This is a genomic window from Streptomyces sp. NBC_01429 (assembly GCF_036231945.1).
GTDB lineage: Bacteria > Actinomycetota > Actinomycetes > Streptomycetales > Streptomycetaceae > Streptomyces.
In genome coordinates this window covers 4526402-4549007 of sequence record NZ_CP109599.1, presented here as the reverse complement: position 1 = coordinate 4549007, position 22606 = coordinate 4526402, and the positions used below count along the sequence as shown (strand labels likewise).

General features: G+C 71.1%; 22 protein-coding genes. 10 read left to right on the top strand and 12 right to left on the bottom strand.

What is annotated here, in order from left to right; genetic code table 11:
* The first annotated feature begins 40 nt into the window (after positions 1–40).
* From folP to OG627_RS19865, 5 genes are all read left to right on the top strand, one after another.
* The gene (folP, locus tag OG627_RS19885) at positions 41–901 is read left to right on the top strand and encodes a dihydropteroate synthase (protein ID WP_329066967.1); all 861 of its coding nucleotides are present in this window, start codon (positions 41–43) and stop codon (positions 899–901) included.
* A complete protein-coding gene (locus OG627_RS19880) occupies positions 898–1356 on the top strand; it encodes a nuclear transport factor 2 family protein (protein WP_329066966.1) in 459 nt (152 codons plus the stop codon). Before folP ends, OG627_RS19880 begins: the two co-directional genes overlap by 4 nt.
* Before the next feature lie 181 nt (positions 1357–1537).
* On the top strand, positions 1538–1897 hold the full coding sequence (folB, locus tag OG627_RS19875) for a dihydroneopterin aldolase (RefSeq protein ID WP_329066964.1): 360 nt from the start codon (positions 1538–1540) through the stop codon (positions 1895–1897).
* The gene (gene folK / locus OG627_RS19870) at positions 1894–2508 is read left to right on the top strand and encodes a 2-amino-4-hydroxy-6-hydroxymethyldihydropteridine diphosphokinase (RefSeq protein ID WP_329066962.1); all 615 of its coding nucleotides are present in this window, start codon (positions 1894–1896) and stop codon (positions 2506–2508) included. Before folB ends, folK begins: the two co-directional genes overlap by 4 nt.
* A gap of 75 nt (positions 2509–2583) precedes the next feature.
* Complete coding sequence (locus OG627_RS19865) at positions 2584–3087, top strand: DUF3180 domain-containing protein (RefSeq protein WP_329066960.1); 504 nt, start codon at positions 2584–2586, stop codon at positions 3085–3087.
* A gap of 112 nt (positions 3088–3199) precedes the next feature.
* On the opposite strand, the gene folE is transcribed toward OG627_RS19865, so the two are convergent.
* The 6 genes from folE to dacB form a co-directional block, all read right to left on the bottom strand.
* Positions 3200–3805 carry a GTP cyclohydrolase I FolE gene (folE, locus tag OG627_RS19860; protein ID WP_329066959.1) on the bottom strand — a complete coding sequence of 202 codons (606 nt, stop codon included), beginning with the start codon at positions 3803–3805 and terminating at the stop codon, positions 3200–3202.
* A 123-nt stretch (positions 3806–3928) separates the two neighbouring features.
* On the bottom strand, positions 3929–5956 hold the full coding sequence (ftsH, locus tag OG627_RS19855) for an ATP-dependent zinc metalloprotease FtsH (RefSeq protein ID WP_329066957.1): 2028 nt from the start codon (positions 5954–5956) through the stop codon (positions 3929–3931).
* Between the two features lie 225 nt (positions 5957–6181).
* Positions 6182–6742 carry a hypoxanthine phosphoribosyltransferase gene (gene hpt / locus OG627_RS19850; RefSeq protein ID WP_329072818.1) on the bottom strand — a complete coding sequence of 187 codons (561 nt, stop codon included), beginning with the start codon at positions 6740–6742 and terminating at the stop codon, positions 6182–6184.
* 68 nt (positions 6743–6810) lie between these two features.
* On the bottom strand, positions 6811–7851 hold the full coding sequence (tilS, locus tag OG627_RS19845; protein ID WP_329066955.1) for a tRNA lysidine(34) synthetase TilS: 1041 nt from the start codon (positions 7849–7851) through the stop codon (positions 6811–6813).
* A 187-nt stretch (positions 7852–8038) separates the two neighbouring features.
* Positions 8039–9169 (bottom strand): zinc-dependent metalloprotease, encoded by a 1131-nt coding sequence (locus OG627_RS19840; protein WP_329066953.1) that lies wholly within the window; start codon positions 9167–9169, stop codon positions 8039–8041.
* A gap of 71 nt (positions 9170–9240) precedes the next feature.
* Positions 9241–10719 carry a D-alanyl-D-alanine carboxypeptidase/D-alanyl-D-alanine endopeptidase gene (dacB, locus tag OG627_RS19835; RefSeq protein ID WP_329066951.1) on the bottom strand — a complete coding sequence of 493 codons (1479 nt, stop codon included), beginning with the start codon at positions 10717–10719 and terminating at the stop codon, positions 9241–9243.
* Positions 10720–10896: 177 nt separating this feature from the next.
* Between dacB and OG627_RS19830 the strand changes: the two genes are divergently transcribed.
* Positions 10897–11391: an inorganic diphosphatase gene (locus tag OG627_RS19830; RefSeq protein ID WP_003968257.1), complete on the top strand. Its 495-nt coding sequence runs from the start codon at positions 10897–10899 to the stop codon at positions 11389–11391.
* Between the two features lie 208 nt (positions 11392–11599).
* Positions 11600–13291 carry a threonine/serine ThrE exporter family protein gene (locus OG627_RS19825; RefSeq protein ID WP_329066949.1) on the top strand — a complete coding sequence of 564 codons (1692 nt, stop codon included), beginning with the start codon at positions 11600–11602 and terminating at the stop codon, positions 13289–13291.
* A gap of 24 nt (positions 13292–13315) precedes the next feature.
* Here OG627_RS19825 and OG627_RS19820 read toward each other — a convergent pair whose 3' ends face one another.
* Positions 13316–14641: a DedA family protein gene (locus tag OG627_RS19820; protein ID WP_329066947.1), complete on the bottom strand. Its 1326-nt coding sequence runs from the start codon at positions 14639–14641 to the stop codon at positions 13316–13318.
* A 277-nt stretch (positions 14642–14918) separates the two neighbouring features.
* Between OG627_RS19820 and OG627_RS19815 the strand changes: the two genes are divergently transcribed.
* The gene (locus OG627_RS19815; protein ID WP_329066945.1) at positions 14919–16199 is read left to right on the top strand and encodes an ion channel protein; all 1281 of its coding nucleotides are present in this window, start codon (positions 14919–14921) and stop codon (positions 16197–16199) included.
* Between the two features lie 114 nt (positions 16200–16313).
* Entirely contained in the window at positions 16314–17750 is a 1437-nt protein-coding gene (locus OG627_RS19810; protein ID WP_329066943.1) for a glutamate decarboxylase, read from the top strand.
* A gap of 21 nt (positions 17751–17771) precedes the next feature.
* Here the strand turns inward: OG627_RS19810 and OG627_RS19805 are convergent, their stop codons facing one another.
* The 3 genes from OG627_RS19805 to OG627_RS19795 form a co-directional block, all read right to left on the bottom strand.
* Entirely contained in the window at positions 17772–18413 is a 642-nt protein-coding gene (locus tag OG627_RS19805) for a PadR family transcriptional regulator (RefSeq protein ID WP_329066941.1), read from the bottom strand.
* Between the two features lie 59 nt (positions 18414–18472).
* Positions 18473–19939 carry an aldehyde dehydrogenase family protein gene (locus tag OG627_RS19800; RefSeq protein ID WP_329066938.1) on the bottom strand — a complete coding sequence of 489 codons (1467 nt, stop codon included), beginning with the start codon at positions 19937–19939 and terminating at the stop codon, positions 18473–18475.
* Positions 19940–20002: 63 nt separating this feature from the next.
* Positions 20003–20884 (bottom strand): helix-turn-helix domain-containing protein, encoded by an 882-nt coding sequence (locus tag OG627_RS19795; RefSeq protein WP_329066936.1) that lies wholly within the window; start codon positions 20882–20884, stop codon positions 20003–20005.
* A 316-nt stretch (positions 20885–21200) separates the two neighbouring features.
* Here OG627_RS19795 and OG627_RS19790 point away from each other — a divergent pair, with 316 nt between their 5' ends.
* Positions 21201–21695: an ATP-binding protein gene (locus OG627_RS19790; RefSeq protein WP_329066935.1), complete on the top strand. Its 495-nt coding sequence runs from the start codon at positions 21201–21203 to the stop codon at positions 21693–21695.
* Positions 21696–21802: 107 nt separating this feature from the next.
* Here OG627_RS19790 and OG627_RS19785 read toward each other — a convergent pair whose 3' ends face one another.
* Entirely contained in the window at positions 21803–22045 is a 243-nt protein-coding gene (locus OG627_RS19785) for a DUF397 domain-containing protein (RefSeq protein WP_329066933.1), read from the bottom strand.
* A gap of 315 nt (positions 22046–22360) precedes the next feature.
* On the bottom strand, positions 22361–22603 hold the full coding sequence (gene rpsR, locus OG627_RS19780) for a 30S ribosomal protein S18 (protein ID WP_329066931.1): 243 nt from the start codon (positions 22601–22603) through the stop codon (positions 22361–22363).
* Positions 22604–22606 lie beyond the last annotated feature (3 nt).

Here is a 22606-nt window from a genome sequence, read left to right as displayed (position 1 = left end):
CCCCCCGGCCAGGTCACCGGACACCCCATAGGGTGGGCATATGAGTACGTTGCGCGGGCGTGGCACGGTCGAGGGACTCCCCCGGTGGGACCGCTGCGCGGTCATGGGGGTCGTCAATGTGACGCCCGACTCCTTCTCCGACGGCGGGCGCTGGTTCGACACCACCGCCGCCGTCAAACGCGGCCTCGGGCTGGCCGCCGAGGGCGCCGACCTGGTGGACGTCGGCGGCGAGTCGACCCGCCCCGGCGCGTCCCGGGTCGACGAGGACGAGGAGCTGCGCCGGGTCGTCCCCGTCGTGCGCGGCCTGGCGTCCGAGGGCATCACCGTCTCCGTGGACACGATGCGCGCCTCGGTCGCCGAGCAGGCGGTCGCGGCCGGCGCCGCCCTGGTCAACGACGTCAGCGGCGGGCTCGCCGACCCGGCGATGGTGCCTGCGGTCGCGGCGGCGGGCGTGCCCTTCGTGGTGATGCACTGGCGCGGCTTCAGCGAGGGCATGAACAACCGCGCCGTCTACACGGACGTCGTCGCCGAGGTCGTCGCCGAGCTGCGCGCCCGGATGGACGCGGTGATCGCCGGTGGTATCGCCCCCGAACGCCTGGTCATCGACCCGGGCCTCGGCTTCGCCAAGAGCGCGGAGCACGATCTGGCGCTCCTCGCCCACCTGGCCGAGCTGCGGTCCCTGGGCCGCCCCCTGCTGGTCGCGGCCTCCCGCAAACGGTTCCTCGGCCATGTCCTCGCGGACGGCGAGGGCTCCCCGCCGCCCGCACGCGAACGCGACGCGGCCACGGCCGCCGTCTCCGCGATCGCCGCCCACGAGCGGGCCTGGGCGGTCCGGGTCCACGAGGTACGGGCGACGGCGGACGCGGTACGGGTCGCGCGCGCGGTGGAGGTCGCCGAATGACGGCGCGCACGGACACCGAGCAGGTCGAGCTGGCCAACACGGCCTTCTACGAGGTGATGGAGCGCGGCGACTTCGAGTCCCTGTCCGGGCTCTGGCTGGAGGGCGACGACGACGGCGTCTCCTGCGTGCACCCGGGCTGGCCGGTGCTCTCCGGCCGCGGCGAGGTGCTCCGCTCGTACGCCCTGATCATGGCGAACACGGAGTACATCCAGTTCTTCCTCACCGATGTCGAGGTCTCCGTCTGCTCGGACACCGCCCTGGTCACCTGCACGGAGAACATCCTGAGCGGCGGCCCGGCCGAGGAGAGCGGGGAGCTGGGCCCGCTCGTCGGCCAGCTGGTCGTCGCGACGAACGTGTTCCGGCGCACGCCGGAGGGATGGAAACTCTGGTCGCACCACGGTTCCCCCGTACTGGCGGAAACCGATGAGGAGCCGGAGGAAGAGACACCCGCGTGAGTGGGTAGGTCCCCGTTGTGGATTGACCCCGCCGCGCCCGGGGTAGGGGGGCGTGGCTGCCCCGGGCGTCACCCCCGCAGGAGAGCACTGTCGGTGCCCGCGGGTAGATTCGGAAGAGGGTACGGAGCCGCCCGTACGCGGCCGGGTGCCCCTACGACCAACGACAGCAGGAGTGATTCGCGTGGACCGTGTCGCGCTGCGCGGCCTCAAGGCCCGTGGGCACCATGGCGTCTTTCCCCGGGAGCGCGAGGAGGGCCAGACCTTCATCGTGGATCTGGTGCTCGGCCTCGACACCCGCCCCGCGGCCGCCGCCGACGACCTGTCGAAGACGGTGCACTACGGGATCGTGGCCGAGGAGGTCGTGGAGGTCGTCCAGGGGGAGCCGGTCGATCTGATCGAGACCCTGGCGGAGCGCATCGCCCAGCGGTGCCTGAAACACGACGGCGTCGAGGAGGTCGAGGTGGTCGTCCACAAACCGGACGCGCCGATCGCGGTGCCCTTCGACGATGTGACCGTCACGATCACCCGGAGCCGAGTATGACTGTGTTTTCCGCCAGTGGGCCGCAGAGCGACCCGACCGTTCAGCCGGTGCCCGCCTCGGTGGTCGCCCAGGTCGACGCCGCGGACAGCACGCTGTCCAACCCGCAGTGGGCCGTGGTCGCCCTCGGCTCCAACCTCGGCAACCGGCTGGAGACGCTCCAGGGCGCCGTCGACGCCCTGGAGGACACCCCCGGCCTCCGGGTCAAGGCGGTCTCCCCGGTGTACGAGACGGAGCCGTGGGGCGTGGACCCGGGCTCCCAGCCGTCGTACTTCAACGCGGTCGCCGTGATCAGGACGACGCTGCCGCCGTCCTCGCTGCTGGAGCGCGGCCAGGCCATCGAGGAGGCCTTCGACCGGGTCCGCGAGGAGCGCTGGGCGCCGCGCACGATCGACGTGGACATCGTGGCGTACGCGGACGTCGTGTCGGACGATCCGCTGCTCACCCTCCCCCACCCGAGGGTCCACGAGCGCGCCTTCGTCCTGGCCCCCTGGTACGACGTGGATCCGGGGGCGCTCGTCCCTGGACGTGGCCCGGTCGCCGACCTGCTGGCCGAGGTCGGCCGCGCGGGCGTCCATCCCCGGACCGACCTGGAACTGCGCCTGCCCGAGTAGTCGTTGTAGGGCGAAGTAGGCTCGGCGGACCGGTGCGGGACGGATGAGTACGGTGCGAGGCGGAGGACTTTCTCGGTGAAGCAGTTGCGGTTCGGCGTCCTCGCCGGCCTGTTCGTGGTGGCGGGCGTGCTCTCGTGGGCGGCCGCCCGGCTCTGGGACGCGTTCGGCACGCTGCCGAGCGTGCCCCTCGCGGCGCCCATCGTGCTGGCGGCGATCGCCGCCGTACTCTCCGCGACCGCCCTCTCCCTGCGCTCCCGGCTCCGCGCCCAGCGCGAGCGCCGCCCCGAGGCGAGGGGCGTCGACCCGCTCATGGCGGCCCGCGCGGTCGTCTTCGGCCAGGCGAGCGCGCTGGTCGCGGCCCTGGTCAGCGGGGTCTACGGGGGCGCGGGCGTCTTCCTGCTGGGCTCGCTCGACATCCCCGTCCGCCGGGACCAGGCCATCTACGCCGGCTTCTCGGTCCTGGCGGGCATCGCGGTGATCGCCGCCGCGTTCTTCCTGGAGCACGTCTGCAAGCTCCCCGACGACTCGGACGACGACCACCCCGGCGGAAACGGCGCGGCCCCGGCGGGACCGGCGTAGGGACCCCCGGGGCCATCCGGTCCGCGTTCCGGTTCCGTTCCCGGTTCCGTTCCCGGTTCCGTTCCCGGTTCCGTTCCCGGTCTCGGCCGGCCGTTTCTCAGTCGGCCGTTTCTCAGCGGGCCATGATCAGGCTCATGGCCTCCGCGCGCGTCGCGGGCACCCGCATCTGACCGCGGACCGCCGAGGTGATCGTCTTGGCGCCCGGCTTCCGTACCCCGCGCATGGTCATGCACATGTGCTCGCACTCGACCACCACGATCACCCCGCGCGGATCGAGGATCTCCATCAGGGAGTCGGCGATCTGCGTCGTCAGCCGCTCCTGGACCTGCGGCCGGCGGGCATAGACATCCACCAGTCTGGCCAGCTTCGACAGTCCGGTGATCTTCCCGTCGGCCGACGGGATGTAGCCGACATGAGCGACCCCGGTGAACGGGACCAGGTGATGTTCACAGGACGACATCACTTCGATGTCCTTCACGAGGACCATCTCGTCGTGGCCCAGGTCGAACGTCGTGGTCAGCACGTCCTCCGGGTTCTGCCAGAGCCCCGCGAATATTTCCTTGTACGCGCGGGCCACCCGGCCGGGGGTGGCCCGCAGCCCCTCGCGGTCCGGGTCCTCGCCGACCGCGATCAGCAGTTCCCGCACAGCGTCCTCGGCCCGCTTCTCGTCGAACTCGCGGACCGGGCTCGCGCCGTCCAGCGTCACCGGGTCGGTCATGGGTGCCTCGTTCCTGTGCCGTGCCTGTCGCATGGGCCGTCGCATGGATATACGAATGCCGCGTCCCCCAGGCTAGAACCTGGGGAACGCGGCATCCATTCCGGGCCCGGCGGGGCGCCCGGGTCAGCTCTCCGGACGGTCCTCGGGGACCGCTTCGGTCGGCGTCTCACCGGTCGTCACCGCGGGGAGCCCGCCGTTCGAACCGGCCGCGCCGTTGGTGAGCGCCAGCTCCTTGGGCGAGAGCACCGGCGGACGCGTCGAAGGCGTACGACGCGACGAGCCGGTCCACGCCGGACGGGAGGGACGCTTGACGATGGTCGAGAAGACCTCGGCGATCTGCTCCTTGTTGAGCGTCTCCTTCTCCAGGAGCGCCAGGACCAGATTGTCGAGAACGTCACGGTTCTCGACGAGAATCTCCCACGCCTCGTTGTGCGCGGTCTCGATGAGCTTCTTGACCTCTTCGTCGACCAGCGCGGCGACCTCTTCCGAGTAGTCGCGCTGGTGGCCCATCTCACGGCCGACGAACGGTTCGGTGTTGTCGCCGCCGAACTTGATCGCGCCGAGCCGCTCGGTCATGCCGTACTGCGTGACCATCGCGCGGGCCGTGGCCGTGGCCTTCTCGATGTCGTTGGCCGCGCCCGTCGTCGGGTCGTGGAAGACCAGCTCCTCGGCGGCCCGCCCGCCCAGCATGTAGGCGAGCTGGTCGAGCATCTCGTTGCGCGTGGTCGAGTACTTGTCCTCGTCGGGCAGGACCATGGTGTAACCCAGGGCCCGGCCGCGGGACAGGATCGTGATCTTGTGCACCGGGTCGGAGTTCGGAGACGCCGCGGCGACCAGGGCGTGGCCGCCCTCGTGGTACGCGGTGATCTTCTTTTCCTTCTCGGACATGATCCGGGTCCGCTTCTGCGGACCCGCCACGACGCGGTCGATCGCCTCGTCCAGGGAGTGGTTGTCGACCAGCTTCTTGTCGCTGCGCGCCGTCAGGAGCGCCGCTTCGTTCAGCACGTTCGCCAGGTCCGCGCCGGTGAAGCCGGGCGTACGACGGGCAACCGCGCCCAGATCGACGTCCGGGGCGACCGGCTTGCCCTTCTGGTGGACCTTGAGGATCTCCAGCCGGCCCTGCATGTCCGGGCGGTCGACCGCGATCTGCCGGTCGAAACGTCCCGGGCGCAGCAGCGCCGGGTCGAGGATGTCGGGCCGGTTCGTGGCGGCGATCAGGATGACGCCGCCCTTCACGTCGAAGCCGTCCATCTCGACGAGCAGCTGGTTCAGCGTCTGCTCGCGCTCGTCGTGGCCACCGCCGAGGCCCGCACCGCGGTGCCGGCCGACGGCGTCGATCTCATCGACGAAGACGATCGCCGGAGCGTTCGCCTTGGCCTGCTCGAAGAGGTCACGCACCCGGGAGGCGCCGACACCGACGAACATCTCGACGAAGTCCGAGCCGGAGATCGAGTAGAACGGCACGCCGGCCTCACCCGCGACGGCGCGGGCGAGCAGCGTCTTGCCCGTTCCGGGCGGGCCGTAGAGCAGCACGCCCTTCGGGATCTTGGCGCCGACGGCCTGGAACTTGGCCGGTTCCTGGAGGAATTCCTTGATCTCGTGGAGTTCCTCGACGGCCTCGTCGGACCCCGCCACATCGGCGAAGGTGGTTTTGGGGGTGTCCTTGGTGATGAGTTTGGCCTTGGACTTCCCGAACTGCATGACGCGGGAGCCGCCGCCCTGCATCTGATTCATCAGGAACAGGAAGACCACGACGATCAGCACGAAGGGCAGCAGCGAGAACAGAACCGAGAGGAACGGGCTCTGCTTCGTCGGCGAGACGGTATAGCCCTTGGAGATGTCGCCGTTCTGGAACTTCGTCTGAAGGGTCTGGGCCAGCTGGGAACCCTGGCTGCCGATATAGCTGGCCTGGATCTTGTCGCTGCCCTTGACCTTGACGCCGCCCTTGAGGTCGACCTTGATGACCTGGTCATCACCGGTGGTCAGTTTGACCTGCTCGGCCTGGTTCTTGCTGATCGCCTGGACGACCTCGCCGGTGTCCACCGTCTTGTAGCCGCTGCCCGAGCCGACGACATTCATCAGCACGACCACGGCGAGGACGGCCAGCACGATCCACATGACCGGCCCACGGAAGTATCGCTTCACGTCCATCCATACGAGGCGAAGTCGCCCCGTCCCTCCTGCCCGTAGGTAAATGCTGCTGTGAGAAAAGAGTGTTCTTCGGACGGTACCCCAGCATCATGGCCCGCGACCGCACGGGACGGCTGACAAACCAGTCTTCCCATGCTCCAACGGTGCGAAGGGGGCTGGGGTTCCCGGCCACGACGAAGCCTTTCGGTAACGCTTCGCCGCACCGGGGTGGGTCCGGCCCCTCCGCTAGCCGCCGTAGACGTGCGGTGCGAGCGTGCCGACGAAAGGCATGTTGCGGTACTTCTCCGCGTAATCCAGGCCGTATCCCACGACAAACTCATTGGGAATGTCGAAGCCGATCCATTTCACGTCGATCGCGACCTTTGCGGCATCCGGCTTACGGAGCAGGGTGCAGACCTCCAGCGAGGCCGGCTCCCGGGATCCGAGGTTGGACAGCAGCCACGACAGCGTCAGACCGGAGTCGATGATGTCCTCGACGATCAGGACGTGCTTGCCCTTGATGTCGGTGTCCAGGTCCTTGAGGATCCGGACCACGCCGGAGGACTGGGTGCCCGCCCCGTACGAGGAGACGGCCATCCAGTCCATCGTCACGGGGGTGGACAGGGCGCGTGCCAGGTCCGCCATGACCATCACGGCACCCTTGAGGACCCCGACCAGCAGGAGGTCCTTGCCCGCGTACTCCGCGTCGATCTTCGCCGCCAGGTCGGCCAGCTTCGCGTCGATCTCTTCCTTGGTGATGAGCACCGACTGGAGGTCTTTGCCCATGTCCTTGTCGTCCACCCGCATCGCTTTCGTCGTCGGCCAGAGGTCCGGGACCAGCGGCCCCGGAGACACAGCCGTAGTGCATCCGCGCTTCAGCCCTGCCGGATGACCAGTCTGCCACCCTGCCTCCTGGCCTCCACGCGGCCGGGCAGATTGATGGCTCCCTGGCCGCGCCAGCCGGTGATCAGGCGGTCGACCTCTTCGATGTGACGGGCGAACAGGGAGCCGGCGGGGGCGCCCGCGGCGATGGCGGCCCTGCGCAGCACCCGGCGGCGGACGGCGGGCGGGAGCGCGTAGAGCTTGGCGCACTCCAGCTGTCCCGACTCGTCCCGTACGCCCGCTTCCGCGGCGGCGGCCCAGTCGTCGAGGGCGTCGGCGTCGTCGCGGGAGAGCTGTGCCGTACGGGCCAGGGCCTCGACCACGCCCTTGCCGAGCGCCTTCTCCAGCGCGGGCAGTCCTTCGTGGCGCAGCCGGGAGCGGGTGTAGGCGGGGTCGGTGTTGTGGGGGTCGTCCCAGACGGGGATCGACTGGACCAGGCAGGCCTTGCGGGCGGTCTGCCGGTCGAGCCGGAGGAAGGGGCGGCGGTAGCGTCCGGTCGCGCCGGAGACGGCCGCCATGCCGGACAGGGAGCGGGTGCCCGAGCCGCGGGCGAGGCCGAGGAGCACGGTCTCGGCCTGGTCGTCGCGGGTGTGGCCGAGCAGGACGGCGGCCGCCCGGTGGCGCTCGGCGGCGGCGTCGAGCGCGGCGTAGCGCGCGTCGCGGGCGGCGGCTTCGGGCCCTCCGTCGCGGCCGACGGTCACAGCGACCGATTCGACGGGGTCGAGCCGCATCGCGCCGAGCCGGCCGACGACTTCGGCGGCGCGGAGGGCGGAGCCGTCCTGGAGGCCGTGGTCGACGGTGACGGCGCCCGCGCGGACGGAGAGCCGGGGGGCCTCGAAGGCGAGGGCGGAGGCGAGTGCCATGGAGTCCGCGCCGCCGGAGCAGGCGACGAGCACGAGCGGCGGTTCGCCCGGGGCGGAGGGGGAGGCGTGGGGGGAGGCGGCGGAGTGCGTCTCCGCCCGTTCGGTGAGGATGTCGTGGAGTACGCGGCGGACCGCCAGGCGTATCGCCGCGACCGCAGGATGGGGACCCATATCCGGTGCCCTTCGTGATGTTATTTGGGGGGTGCCTCGGTCGGAGTAAGGACGGAGAGCGTCACTCAGAGTGCGTCGATGGTGACAGAACCGAGCCATTACCCGAGCATTGCACGCCTATCCCTCACCCACGGTCCCTCGGATGGGTGATACCTGGGGCGTCCTTCTGCCAAGGGTGCGATTCGGGTCAGGAATCGGCCTTACGGTGCACCCTCGCGACCCAATCCGCCGGTTTGGCGATCTCCGCCTTGGTGGGGAGGGTGTTCGGCGAGGTCCAGACGCGGTTGAAGCCGTCCATGCCGACCTCCTCGACCACGGAGCGTACGAACCGCTCCCCGTCCCGGTACTGGCGCAGCTTGGCGTCGAGGCCGAGCAGCTTGCGCAGCGCCTGGTCGAGCCGGCCGGCGCCGCTGGCCCTGCGCTGCTGGAACTTCTCGCGGATCTCGGCGACGGAGGGCACGACCTGCGGTCCGACACCGTCCATCACGAAGTCGGCGTGACCTTCGAGCAGGGACATCACGGCCGTGAGCCTGCTGAGGATCTCGCGCTGCCCGGGGGTCTGGACCAGCTCGACGATGGAGTGGCCGTCCTCGTCCCGCTCTCCCTCGGGGCGGCCTCCGGAGAGCGACTGGGCGGCCTCGCGGAGCCGTTCGACCACGGTCATCGGGTCGACGTCGGTCTCGTCCAGGAACGACTGGATCTCGCCCTGGAGGTGGTCGCGCAGCCACGGCACGCCGGTGAACTGGGTACGGTGCGTCTCCTCGTGGAGGGCGACCCAGAGCCTGAAGTCGTGCGGGTCGACGTCGAGTTCCCGCTCGACGTGGACGATGTTGGGGGCGACGAGCAGCAGTCGGCCGCCACCGTCGGCGGCGGCCGGGAGGTCGCGGGTGGCGGGGGCGAAGGTCTCGTACTGGCCGAGCACGCGGGAGGACATGAAGGACAGCAGCATGCCGACCTCGACGCCGGTGACCTTGCCGCCGACGGCGCCGAGCACGGCGCCGCCCGGGGTGGCGGAGCGCCGGTCCTTCATCTTCTCGAACAGCGGCTTGAGCAACTCCCGGAAGCCCGCGACGTTGGCCTTGACCCAGCCGGCCCGGTCGACGACCAGGACGGGGGTGTCCGGTGGCTCGTGGCCCTCGGGGATCATCCGGGTGTACCCCCGGACGTGCTCCTCGGCGGCCTTGGCGTGCCGCCGCAGTTCGGCGACGATCTCGCGCGCCTCGTCGCGGCTGACCTCGGGCCCCGGCCGTGCGAGGCGGGTCGCGGTCGCCACCGCGAGGTTCCAGTCGACCATCTCTGCACCACCGATGCTCGTCATGCGTCAACCGTACGTGCTCGCATCGCGGAGCGGTGAGGTGAAGGAGACCCGGTTCTTCCCCCGTTCTTCCCCTAGGGGGCCGGGGAAGCAGCGGCGTTCTTCGCCGGGACCAGGGCCGCCGAGAGCCGGTCCAGGGCCGCCTGCGCGGTGTCGGGGGCCTCCGTGGAGCCCGCCATGAACGCGAAGGCCAGCAGCCGCCCCTCGGCGTCCACGACCGTCCCCGCCAGGGTGTTCACCCCGCTGAGCGTGCCCGTCTTGGCGCGGACGAGCCCGGCCGCCGCCCCGGCGTCCGCGTAGCGGGTGCGGAGCGTGCCGGTGAACCGGGCGACGGGCAGTCCGGTCAGGACGGGGCGCAGCTCGGGGTGGTCGGGGGAGGCGGCGCGTGCCAGCAGGGCGGTGAGCAGCGAGGCGCTGACCCGGTCCGTGCGGTTGAGTCCGCTGCCGTCGTCCAGCACGGCCCCGGTGACGGGCAGTTCGAGCTTCCTGAGCTGTGCCAGGACGGCGCGGCCCGCGCCGTCGAAGCTCGCGGGCTCACCGGCGGCCAGGGCGGTCTGCCGGGCCAGGGATTCCGCGATGTCGTTGTCGCTCTCGGTCAGGGCGCGTTCCACCAGGGCGGACAGGGGGCTGGAGTAGGTACGGGCGAGGAGCTGCGAACCCTTGGGCGCTCTGCTCCGTTCGGGTGCGTCGGCGGTACGGACGCCCCGTTCGCGCAGCAGCGCGGCGAAGACCCGGGCGGCGTCGCCGGCCGGATTTCCGCTGCGCGGCGCGGGTCCCGCGGCCGACTTGTCGAGCCGCCCCTGCCGGGACATCAGCGCGACGACGGGGGCGATGTTGTCGTTGGGGCCGATGGGGTGTTCGCGGGGGCCGGAGTAGAGGGACGTGTCGTAGCGCAGCTCGACCTCGGTGACGCCCCGGTCGCGCAGGGCGCGGACGGTGTCGTCGGCGAGCCGGGCGAGGCCCGTGCGGTCGAGGGTGGCGTCGCCGCCGCCGACCAGGGTGATCCGGCGGCCGTCCGGGGTGGCCCTGACGGTGGTGGCGATGCGGTGGTCGGGGCCGAGGGCGGTGAGGGCGGCGGCCATCGTCGCGATCTTGACGGTGGAGGCCGGGGTCATCGGGTTGCCCTCGCCCTTCCCGTACAGCCGCTCGCCGGTCGCGGCGTCGACCACGGAGGCCGTGCGCACCGGGCCGAGCGCGTCGGCGTCGAGGAGCGGTCCGAGGGTCTTCGCGAGCCGGGAGGCGAGTTCCGGCGGGAGCCGCGAGGGCTGTCCGGGCACGTCCTTCCCGGACGCCTTGCCCTGGCCGACGGCCCCCGTACCGGAGCCGCTCAGTCCGGCGAGCACGGCGGCGGCGCTGGGGGCGGGCGCGGGCGCGCGGGGGGCGGATCCGTCGTGATCTGCGCCACCCGTACGGCTCTGGGCGGCCGCCCACTGCCGCTCGGCCTTACGCTGACCGGAGTCCCAGGGGCCGGTCGCGGCCACCACCACGGCGGCGAGCGTCAGGCCCACGACGACGGAACCCGCCGCGAACTGCCACGCTTTCGGCTCAACCATGGCTGACCAGCCCCTTTCGCGATCACACAGCTGCGTGGGGGACACTTAATCACTGCGCCCTGCCACGAGCACGGCACCCCGGCCACCAGCCGTCCGTCAGGCCGGGCGTTCGGGGGGTCTTCTCCACGCGCGGACGCAGCATCACCGACATATGTGTTGATCATGGAGGAGCCACCCGTGGAGTTCGACGTCACCATCGAGATCCCGAAGGGTTCGCGGAACAAGTACGAGGTGGACCACGAGACCGGTCGGATCCGCCTCGACCGTCGTCTCTTCACCTCGACCAGTTACCCCGCCGACTACGGCTTCGTCGAGAACACCCTCGGCGAGGACGGCGACCCGCTGGACGCGCTGGTCATCCTGGACGAGCCCACCTTCCCCGGATGTCTCATCAAGTGCCGCGCGATCGGCATGTTCCGGATGACCGACGAGGCCGGCGGCGACGACAAGCTGCTGTGCGTCCCGGCGTCCGACCCCCGGGTGGAGCACCTGCGCGACATCCACCATGTCTCGGAGTTCGACCGCCTGGAGATCCAGCACTTCTTCGAGGTCTACAAGGACCTGGAGCCCGGCAAGTCCGTCGAGGGCGCCGACTGGGTCGGCCGCGCCGAGGCCGAGGCCGAGATCGAGGCGTCGTACAAGCGGCTCGAAGCGCAGGGCGGCGCGCACTGAGCGCCTGAGCGGGCCCTGTCCGGACGGACGACGGGCGGCGCACCCCTCGTGGGTGTGCCGCCCGTCCGCGTGTGTCCGCCCATGTCCCTGCCCATACTGGGCAGACGGGGGGACGAGTGGGCTCATCCGTGTGACGTGTGGGCAGGGCGAGCAGGGCGAGCGGTGTGGGGCCGGGCAGGGACAGGGACAGGGAGCGAGGAAGCAGACAGTGGTGGCCGAGCCGGACGGTCCGGAGGACCGAAAGCCTCAGTCGGACGAGGCGCGCAGCGCCTTCACTCCACCCCTCGGGGTGGAGCAGCCGCCGCTTCCCGAGGACGACCAGCCCACCTCCGAGTTCGCGCTGCCCGAGGGGCTGGAGGGGCTGGCCGAGGTCGCCCCCGAGCCGGAGGGCTCGGCCTTCGACCTGCCGGGCGGTACGCCGCTGACCGGCCCGGGGCCGCTCGGCGGGCGGTCGGCGGGGGCGTTCACCCCTACGCACGGTCTTCCCCTGGCGATGCTGCCGAAGGACGCGCCGTGGCAGGACCGGATGCGCACGCTGCTGCGGATGCCGGTCGGGGACCGTCCCGTACCGGAGACGGTCCAGCGGCACGACGACAACGGGCCGGCCGTGCCCCGCGTGCTGGACCTGACGCTGCGTATCGGCGAACTGCTGCTGGCGGGCGGCGAGGGCGCCGAGGACGTGGAGGCCGCGATGTTCGCGGTCACGCGCGCGTACGGCCTCGACCACTGCGAGCCGACCGTCACGTTCACCCTGCTGTCGATCTCCCATCAGCCGTCGCTGGTGGAGGACCCGGTGACGGCCAGCCGGACGGTCCGCAGGCGGGGTACGGACTACACGCGGCTGTCCGCCGTGTACACGCTGATCGACGACATCACGACCGAGGACACGGACGTCACGCTGGAGGAGGCGTACCGGCGGCTGGCGGAGATCCGCCGTAACCGGCACCCCTACCCCGGCTGGGCGCTGACGGTGGCGAGCGGGCTGCTGGCGGGGTCCGCGTCCGTGCTGGTCGGCGGTGACGCGGTGGTGTTCGTGGCGGCGGCGCTGGGCGCGATGCTCGGCGACCGGCTGGCCTGGCTGTGCGCGGGGCGCGGGCTGCCGGAGTTCTACCAGTTCGTGGCCGCCGCGATGCCGCCCGCCGCGATGGGGGTGGCGCTGACGCTGCTGAGTTCGGCCCTGCACTGGGGCGGCCGGCCCTCGGCGGTGATCACCGGTGGGCTGTTCGCGCTGCTGCCGGGGCGGGCGCTGGTGGCGGGGGTACAGGACGGTCTCACCGGGTACTACATCACCGCGGCGGCGCGGCTCCTCGAAGTCATGTACTTCTTCATCGCGATCGTCATCGGTGTGCTGATCGTGCTGTATCTGGGGGTGCAGCTGGACGCGCAGCTCAACCCGGACGCGGCGCTGCACACCGTGGAGCGGCCGTGGGTGCAGATCCTGGCGGCGGTGGCGCTGAGCTTCGCGTTCGCCATCCTGCTCCAGCAGGAACGTTCCACCGTGCTGATGGTGTCGCTCAACGGCGGGGTGGCGTGGATCATCTACGCCGCGATGGCGGACACGGGCAAGATCTCGCCGGTGGCGGCGACGGCGGTCGCGGCGGGGCTGGTGGGGCTGTTCGGGCAGCTGTTCTCGCGCTACCAGTTCGCGTCGGCGCTGCCCTACGTGACGGCGGCGATCGGCCCGCTGCTGCCGGGCTCAGCGACGTACTTCGGGCTGCTGGGCTTCGCGCAGAACGAGCTGGACCGGGGGCTGGCGTCGCTCTCCAAGGCGGTGGCCCTCGCACTGGCGATCGCGGTGGGGGTGAACCTCGGTGGAGAGGTGTCGCGGCTGTTCCTGAAGGTGCCGGGCTCCGGCCGGGCGTCGAGCCGCCGCGCGGCCAAGCGGACGCGCGGCTTCTGACGCCGAGACCGGTGCGGGGGCGCGTCAGTACCTGGCGTGCCTGCCGTGCGGGTCACCGGGACCGTCGGGCGAGTCGTCGGGTGCGGCGGGCCCCTGGTGCGTGTGGGGTCCGTGGGGCGCCTGGTAGGGGCCGGGAGCCTGGTAGCCGCCGGGGCCCTGGTAGCCGTTCGGGTCCCGGTAGGCGTTCGGGTCCTGGTAGGCGTTCGGCTCCTGGTAGCCGCCGGGCTCCTGGTACGGGTTGGGGGTCCCCTGGTACGGGTTGGGGGTCTGGTACCCGCCGGAGCCCTGATAGCCGCCCTGCTGGCCCTGCTGGCCCTGCTGCCCCTGCTGGCCGCCGGGAGCCGGGTAACCGCCCTGCTGCTGCTCCGGGTAGCCACCGGGGGTCTGGTAACCGCCCGGGGTCTGGTACGGGTTGGGGGTCTGCCGGCCGCCGGGCGGCTGGTACGGGCCGGGGGCCTGACCGGCACCGGGGGCCTGGTGGCCGCCGGGAACCTGGTACGGGTGGGGGGCCTGCTGACCGCCGCCCTGGCCGCCGCTCTGACCGCCGCCCTGCGGGCCGGACGTCCCCGCCGGGATCTTCGGGAACCGCATCGTCTCAGCGCCGGGCGTGCCGGGGGCCGGGGCACCGGGGGCCACCGGGGCTCCGTACGCCGCCGGGAACGCGTCCGTCGCCGCCGTACCGGGGCCGACCAGGCCGTCGTCGACGCCGGGCTCCCGCGCGGCGGCCTTCTTCGACTTCGAGCGCGCCCGCAGGAACTCGATCACGATCGGCAGCACCGAGATCAGCACGATCAGGATGAGGATCATCTCGATGTGCTCGTGCACGAAGTCGATCTTGCCGAGCGCGGCGCCCAGCAGCGTGACCCCGGCGCCCCAGAGCACGCCGCCGATGATGTTGAAGGTGATGAACGAGCGGTAGTTCATCCGGCTCACACCGGCGATGATCGGCGTGAACGTGCGGATCACGGGGACGAAGCGGGCCAGGACCAGCGACTTGGGACCGTGCTTCTCGAAGAACTCGTGGGCCTTCTCCACGTTCTCCTGCTTGAACAGCTTGGAGTCCGGCCGCCGGAAGAGCGAGGGCCCGACCTTGCGGCCGAAGAGATAGCCGACCTGGTCACCGGCGATCGCCGCGAGCACGACCAGCAGGCAGACCAGCCAGAGCGGGGACTTGAGCGTGCCCGCCGTCACCAGCAGGCCGGTGGTGAAGAGCAGCGAGTCGCCCGGCAGGAAGAAGCCGATGAGGAGACCGGACTCAGCGAAGACGATGACCAGGACACCGATCAGCCCGAAGGTCCCGATCAGATAGTCCGGGTCCAGCCAGCTGGGGCCGAGCGCAAGGGTGGTCACGGGTTCCGGACTCCTGAGTCGTTGGTCGGTCGATCGTCGAATCGGCGTGGTCGGCCGCGCACAAGCTATCAACGCCTGTCCGCACCTCCAGGTTCCACCCCGCCCCGGTATCCCGCCTCCGGCCCGCTCCTCCACCCCGCCGCGACCCGCCCCGTACCCGTATCGGCGCCCCTGTCCCTTACGCGCCGCGGCGGGCCGCGAGCGCCGGTACCGGGTGCCGGCCCGCGGCCTCCCGTGACGTGAGGTGCGAGCCCGGCCGTGCGGTTACGTTGAGTGCGTGAATGCCGACGCTCCGTCCGCCCCGCCCGCCCCCGCGCCCTCCGCGCGCGCCCTGCTGCCGCTGGTCGCGCCCGCGCTGCTGGTGGGAGTGGCCTCGGCGCTGGTGCTGCTCGGGGTGAGCGTGGTCGCCGAGCGGTTCGAGGACGTGCTGTGGGGGACGCTGCCGGACGCGCTCGGGGTGGGGCGCTACTCCGCGCTGTGGATCATCGTCATGCTGACGGCCACCGGCCTCACGGTGGGGATCGTCGTACGGCAGGTGCACGGACACGCCGGGCCGGATCCGGCGACCACCGGGCTCGTCGACGCGCCGATGCCGGCCGGGGTGGTGCCGGGGCTGCTGGTGGTCACCGTACTGGCCCTGGCCGGCGGGGTGAGTCTCGGTCCGGAGAACCCGATCACGGCGGCCAATATCGCGCTCGCCTACTGGCTGGGCCGCAGGGCGGCGCCCGGGGCGCCGGCCGCGCTGTGGGTGGGGCTCGGCGCGGCGGGCACGATCGGGGCGCTGTTCGGCACCCCCGTGGCCGCCGCGCTGATCCTGACGGAGACCATGGCCGCGCGGCCGGGGCCCGGCACGCTGTGGGACAAGCTGTTCGGGCCGCTGATCGCCGCCGGCGCGGGCGGGCTGACCACGGTGCTGATCGCCCGGCCGACCTTCGACCTCGGCCTGCCGAAGTACCCCGGGACCCACTGGGGCGACCTGCTGACGGCCCTGGTGATCGCCCCGCTCGCGGCGGCGCTCGCAATGGCGGCCGTCTACGCGTTCCCGTACGTCCACGCCCTCTTCCGGCGGCTGCGGCATCCCGTCCTCGCGCTCACGGCGGGCGGTCTCGTGCTCGGCCTGCTGGGGGCGCTGGGCGGGCATCTGACGCTCTTCAAGGGGCTGTCGGAGGCCAGGACCCTGGCGGAGCGCCCCGACGGCTGGTCGGCCGGCTCGTTCGCCCTGATGGCCGTGGTGAAGCTGGCCGCCCTGCTGACCGCCGCCGCCTGCGGCTTCCGCGGCGGCCGGATCTTCCCGGCCGTCTTCGTCGGCGTCGCCCTCGGCCTGTGCGCCCACGCGCTCGTCCCGGCCGCCCAGCCCACGCTCGCGGTGGTCTGCGGCGTCCTCGGGGTGCTGCTCGCGGTCACCCGGCAGGGGTGGCTGAGCCTGTTCACCGCTGCGGTCCTGGTCGCGGACCCGAACGTCCTCCCGCTGCTCTGCGTGGCCACCCTGCCGGCCTGGCTGCTGGTCACCGGCCGCCCCCGGATGCAGTTGCGCGAGTACGGCACGGCGCTGCGGTGACCCCCGGCGCCCCGGAAGGCACCGGCACCACCCGACGGGCGCTGTGCCCGGTACGTCCGTATTCTCGCCACGGGGGCGCCGTGCCCCGCCGTACCAGCGCGAGGAGACCAGCCGATGTCACTCCACCGAGGCACGGACCGGGCGGCGAAGGTGCCCGAGGAGGAGCGGGCCGAGCTGCGCAGGCTGTCGCTGAACCCGTTCTACGGGGAGGCGGACCCGGTGGGCGAGATGACCTCGGCGCCGCCCACGCACCGGCTGCCCGACGGTCCCACGCCGCCCGCCACGGCCTATCAGCTGGTCCACGACGAGCTGATGCTCGACGGGAACTCACGGCTCAACCTGGCCACCTTCGTCACCACCTGGATGGAGCCGCAGGCGACGGCGCTGATGGCGGAGTGCCGGGACAAGAACATGATCGACAAGGACGAGTACCCCCGTACGGCCGAGCTGGAGCGGCGCTGTGTGGCGATGCTCGCCGCGCTCTGGAACGCCCCCGACCCCTCGACGGCCGTCGGGTGTTCGACCACCGGGTCGAGCGAGGCGTGCATGCTCGCCGGGATGGCGCTCAAGCGGCGCTGGGCCACCCGCAATTCCGCCCGCTATCCGGGCAGCGCCAAACCGAATCTCGTGATGGGCGTCAACGTCCAGGTCTGCTGGGAGAAGTTCTGCGCCTTCTGGGAGGTGGAGGCGCGCCAGGTGCCCATGGACGGCGACCGCTTCCATCTCGATCCCCGGGCGGCGGCGGACCTCTGCGACGAGAACACCATCGGCGTCGTGGCAGTCCTCGGCTCCACCTTCGACGGCTCCTACGAACCGGTCGCCGAGCTGTGCGCCGTGCTGGACGCGCTCCAGGAGCGTACGGGGCTCGATGTGCCCGTCCACGTCGACGGCGCCTCCGGCGCGATGATCGCGCCGTTCCTCGACGAGGACCTCGTCTGGGACTTCCGGCTGCCGCGCGTCTCCTCGATCAACACCTCGGGGCACAAGTACGGGCTGGTCTACCCGGGCGTCGGCTGGGCGCTGTGGCGCTCCCCCGCCGAACTCCCCGAGGAGCTGGTCTTCCGGGTGAACTACCTGGGCGGCGACATGCCCACCTTCGCGCTGAACTTCTCCCGGCCGGGCGCGCAGGTGGTCGCGCAGTACTACACGTTCCTGCGGCTGGGCAGGGACGGTTACCGGGCCGTCCAGCAGACCGCCCGCGACATCGCCACGAGGCTGGCCGAACGGATCGAGGCGCTGGGCGATTTCCGGCTGCTCACCCGGGGCACCGAGCTGCCCGTGTTCGCCTTCACGACCGCCCCCGGCGTGACGAACTTCGATGTCTTCGACGTCTCGCGGCGGCTGCGCGAACAGGGCTGGCTGGTGCCCGCCTACACCTTCCCGGCGAACCGTCAGGACCTCTCCGTCCTGCGGATCGTCTGCCGCAACGGCTTCTCGGCGGATCTGGCCGCGCTGCTCATCGCTGACCTGGAGCGGGTACTGCCGGAGCTGCGCCGCCAGGAACGCCCGCTGGACCGCGACAAGTCGGCCGCGACGGCCTTTCACCACTGACGATCCGGTGCACGCGCCTGATCAGCGGCGGTCGCCCGGGTGGGGCGTTCCCGTCGCGTACGGGTTCTTCTCGTCGTCGGCGAGCACCGCCACGAAGGGCTCGCCCTCCCCCGCGAAGGTGTAGGCCCCGCCCTCGACGCGCTTGATCAGGCCGCGCGTCCACTGCGCGCCCGCGTCCGCCGAGTGGACCCACAGATTCATGATCTCGCCGATGTGGCCCAACTGCTCGGGCCCGTCCTCCGGTACGTAGTGCTCGGTCACCTCGGCCCGCCACGCCTCGATCGCGCGCACCCGCTCCCCGAGCAGCTCCACGGCCTCGGCGCGCGGCAGGTCGACGATGGCGCCGATGCCCGCGGAGAGCACGTCCATCTTCTGGTCGTACGTGGTCAGCGCGGCGCGCACCAGCCGGAGGTACTCCTCGCGGCCGGCCTCGGTCAGCTCGTACTCGGTGCGCGGCGGACCGCCGACCGTGCTCGGCGCGACCTCGTGCGCCAGCAGGAGTCCCTGCTTCGCCAGCTGCTTCAGCGCGTGGTAGATCGAGCCCGGCTTGGCGTTGGACCACTCGTGGGCGCCCCAGTACTCCAGGTCGCCCCTGACCTGATAGCCGTGGGCACGCCCGCGCTGGCGGACCGCGCTGAGCACGAGCAGACGGATCGCTGACATCCCTCCAGGCTAGGGCCTGCCCTGGAAGCGGCGCCGTCCGCCCGGCGGTGAACCGAGCCCTACAGAGGGAACTCCGTACGGCCGTGCTGCACCGAGATCCACTTCTGCGTGGTGAACGCCTCCAGCGCCGAGTCCCCGTTGAGCCGGCCCAGGCCCGAGGCGTTCTCGCCGCCGAAGGCCACCATCGGCTCGTCCCGCACGGTCGCGTCGTTGACGTGCATCATGCCGGCGACGATCCGGTCGGCGAACGCCACGCCCCGCTCGACCCGCGCGGTGTGGACGGCGCCGCTCAGTCCGTACGGAGTGTCGTTGGCGAGCCGTACCGCCTCGTCCTCGCCGTCGAACGGGACCAGCAGCACCACGGGGCCGAAGATCTCCTGCCGCATGAGCGGGGAGTCCGGCGCGAGACCGGTCAGTACGGTCGGCTCCACGAGGTTGCCGCGGGTGTTGCCCCGTACGAGCGCGGTCGCGCCCTCCGCGAGGGCCTGGTCCACCAGCGCGGTCAGGGCGTCCGCGTGGGAGCTGTTGATGACCGGGCCGATCTGGGTCTCGGGATCGCGCGGGTCGCCGGTCCTGAGCGCCGCCACCTTCGCCACGAACTTCTCGGTGAACTCCCGCTCCACGGCACGGTCCACCAGGACGCGGTTGGCGGCCATACAGATCTGGCCCTGGTAGAAGAAGCGGCTGAAGACCGCCGCGTCCACCGCGTAGTCGATCCCCGCCTCGTCGAGGTCGTCCAGCACCACCAGCGCGCTGTTGCCGCTCAGTTGCAGCAGGGCCCGCTTGAAGTGGCCGCCGGCGACCGCCCCGACATGGCGGCCCACCCGGTCGGAGCCCGCGAAGGAGATCACCTTCGGGACGGGGTGCTCGATCAGCGCGTCACCGATCTCCGCGATGTCCGTGACCACCACGTTGAGCAGTCCGGCCGGCAGCCCCGCGTCCTCGAAGAGCCTGGCTATGAGTCCGCCGCCGGTCACCGGCGCGTTCTGATTGGGCTTGACCACCACGGCGTTGCCCAGCGCCAGCGCGGGCGCCACCGACTTGAGCGTCACCAGGAACGGGAAGTTGAAGGGGCTGATCACCCCGACGACACCGACCGGCAGCCGGTGGACGCGGTTCTCCCTGCCGTCGACCGGGGAGGGCAGGATCCGGCCCTCGGAGCGCAGCGCGAGCCGGACGGCCTCGCGCAGGAACTCACCGGCGGCGGCCACCTCGTACACCGCCTTGGTGCGGGTACCGCCCAGCTCGTCGATGATCGCCTCGACGATGTCGTCGGTGCGCTCCTCGACCAGCCGCAGCACCCGTTCGAGAACGGTCCTGCGGGCGTACGGGTTGGTCGCGGCCCAGCCGGGCTGCGCGCGCTCGGCCGCGCGGTACGCCTCGTCCACCTCACCGGCCGTGGCGACCGTGATGGCGGCGAGCTTCTCCCCGTTGTACGGGTTGAAGTCGATGATGTCCCACGAGCCGCTGCCGGTCCGCCACTCGCCGTCGATGTACTGATGGGCCAGGTCGGTGAAGTAGGACATGCGATCCCTTACTGCGGGTGCTACAGGCGCAAACTCCTGATGTGGTGTCATCGTACTGATGCCTCAGATCAATTGGAGCAGTCCGCGCAGGACATCTCGGCTCTCCTCCGGTCCGGGGCTGTCCTCCTGGAGCCGCGCCATCACCCGTTCGTACTGGCCGACCTCCTCGCCCTTGTCCAGATAGAGCGCGCTGGTCAGCTGTTCCAGGAAGACGACGTCCGAGAGATCCGACTCGGGGAAGCTCAGCATCGTGAACGCGCCGCTCTCGCCCGCGTGCCCGCCGAAGCTGAACGGCATCACCTGAAGGGTGATGTTCGGCTGCTCCGAGATCTCGATCAGATGCCTCAGCTGGCCCTGCATGACGGCACGGTCGCCGTACGGGCGGCGCAGCGCCGCCTCGTCGAGGATGGCGTGGAAGCGCGGGGCGCGTTCGGAGACGAGGACCTTCTGCCGCTCCAGCCGCAGGGCGACCCGGCGCTCGACCTCGGCGCAGGGGGCGTCGGGCTGGCCGCGGGTGACGACGGCGTGCGCGTACGCCTCTGTCTGGAGCAGTCCGTGCACGAACTGCACCTCGTAGATGCGGATCAAGGAGGCGGCGCCCTCCAGACCGATGTACGTCTGGAACCAGCCGGGCAGCACATCGCCGAAGCTGTGCCACCATCCCGCGACATTGGCCTCCCGGGCGAGACCGAGCAGGGCAGCGCGCTCGCCCTCGTCGGCCACCCCGTAGAGGGTCAGCAGGTCCTCGATGTCTCTGGCCTTGAAGCTCACCCGTCCCAACTCCATACGGCTGATCTTGGACTCGGAAGCGCGGATCGAGTAGCCGGCGGCTTCACGGGTGATGCCGCGCGTCTCGCGCAGCCGCCTCAGTTGTGAGCCCAGCAGGATGCGCCGCACCACGGAACCGCCCGATTCGGCTGCGGTCACGTCTCCAACCCTCCCCATCACATGTGGTTCTCCCTGGAGCACCCCCGAACTCCAAGTGCCGGATTCTGCCATCAAAACGCTTCAGCCCGTACTCATTCGATTACGGAAATAAGAAGGCTTTGCGGAGAGGGCAAAACTGGTCACGAGGAGAAAAGATACTGAACCGGTACGGGAACGGTGAAGTCCGGCGCGTGCACGTGCATCTGCCCTTGCATCTGCCGTGCGCATTCGGAACCATGGGCCCCGCGCACCTGCGTGCTCGTTCGTGATTGACGTGTTGTGACGCTGGACCACCGCAGTATCGCTACGGCCGCGAATCCCGGGAGTGCCTCGCATGGGGATGAATGGATCGACCATGCTCTGGCCTTTAAGGCAGGGGCTTCCTCCCACCGACCTCGCTGGAGCGGCCGGTTCGGCTTCGTGTGCCCTGCCCGCCCGCTACGAGGCGGTGCGCGGGGCACGCCAGTTCACCAGGACCACGCTGTCCCAGTGGGAGCTGAGCGAGCGCTTCGACGATGTCGCGCTGGTCGTCTCGGAACTCGTCACCAACGCGCTGCGGCACGCGCTGCCCGCCGACACCCCGCGCGAGCCGCACGAGCCCCCGGTCCGGCTGCATCTGATGCGCTGGTCGTCGCGGCTCGTCTGCGCGGTACGGGACCCGAGCCACGCGAGCCCGGCGGCGCGCCGGACGGACGAGGACTGCTCGGCCGAATCGGGGCGCGGGCTGTTCCTGGTGGAGTCGTTCAGCGACACCTGGGGATGGCACCCGCTGGCCGGATCACTGCACGGCAAGGTGGTCTGGGCGCTGTTCCGGCTGGAAAAGGACTGACGAGCGGGTTCCCGGGGCACGGTCGACGGCCGGATCAAGCCTGTCGACCGAAGGTTGGCCGAAAACACCTGTGACCAGAGCCACCTGACGCGCTGCCGCCGCAGCCGTCAGGTGGCCGATATCAGGTGGTCGAACTCCCCTGCCTTCGCGCCGATCAGCATGGACTCGATCTCGGCAGGGGTGTACACGAGCGCCGGTCCCTCGGGGTGGCGTGAATTGCGTACCGCCACTTCCCCGCCCGGCAGCTTGGCGAACTCCACGCAGGATCCCTGGGAGTTGCTGTGCCTGCTCTTCTGCCAGACGACTCCGTGAAGCTCTGTGGCCGCCATGCCGTTGTACACGTGGTGCACAGGACGCTCCCCGAGTTGCAAGGTGCAGGTGTCAACTGTCTCGGATCATAGCTGTGTTTCATGTGCTGATGCATGAGCAAATGCACGTGCACACGGGGTGTTCCCTTGGTTACAGACCTGGTGACAGAGTCACCGCGGTGGTCCACCGACGCACCCGTGCCGACCGTCGCTCTGGGTAGAGACGCAATTCGTGGCTCCCAGGATCCCTTCCAGCCCCACTCCGCGGGAATTGGTACCCGCCTACGCCCATGTACCCGCCCTCGCGTGGTTCAGGCCCCTGCCCCGCGTGGTGCGGGTGCGGTGGAGCCGGGCCGTTCAGCGCGGGGACGAACCGTACGGCAGCAGCGCCATCTCCCGGGCGTTCTTGATGGCGCGGGCCAGTTGGCGCTGCTGCCGGGCGCTCACCCGGGTCACCCGGCGGCTGCGGATCTTGCCCCGGTCGGAGAGGAACTTACGCAGCAGGTCGGTGTCCTTGTAGTCGACGTACGTGATGCCGTCCCGGTCCAGCGGGTTGGGGCGGGGGGCGGGCGGCTTGCGGGGCGCGCGGCGGGCGGACAAGGG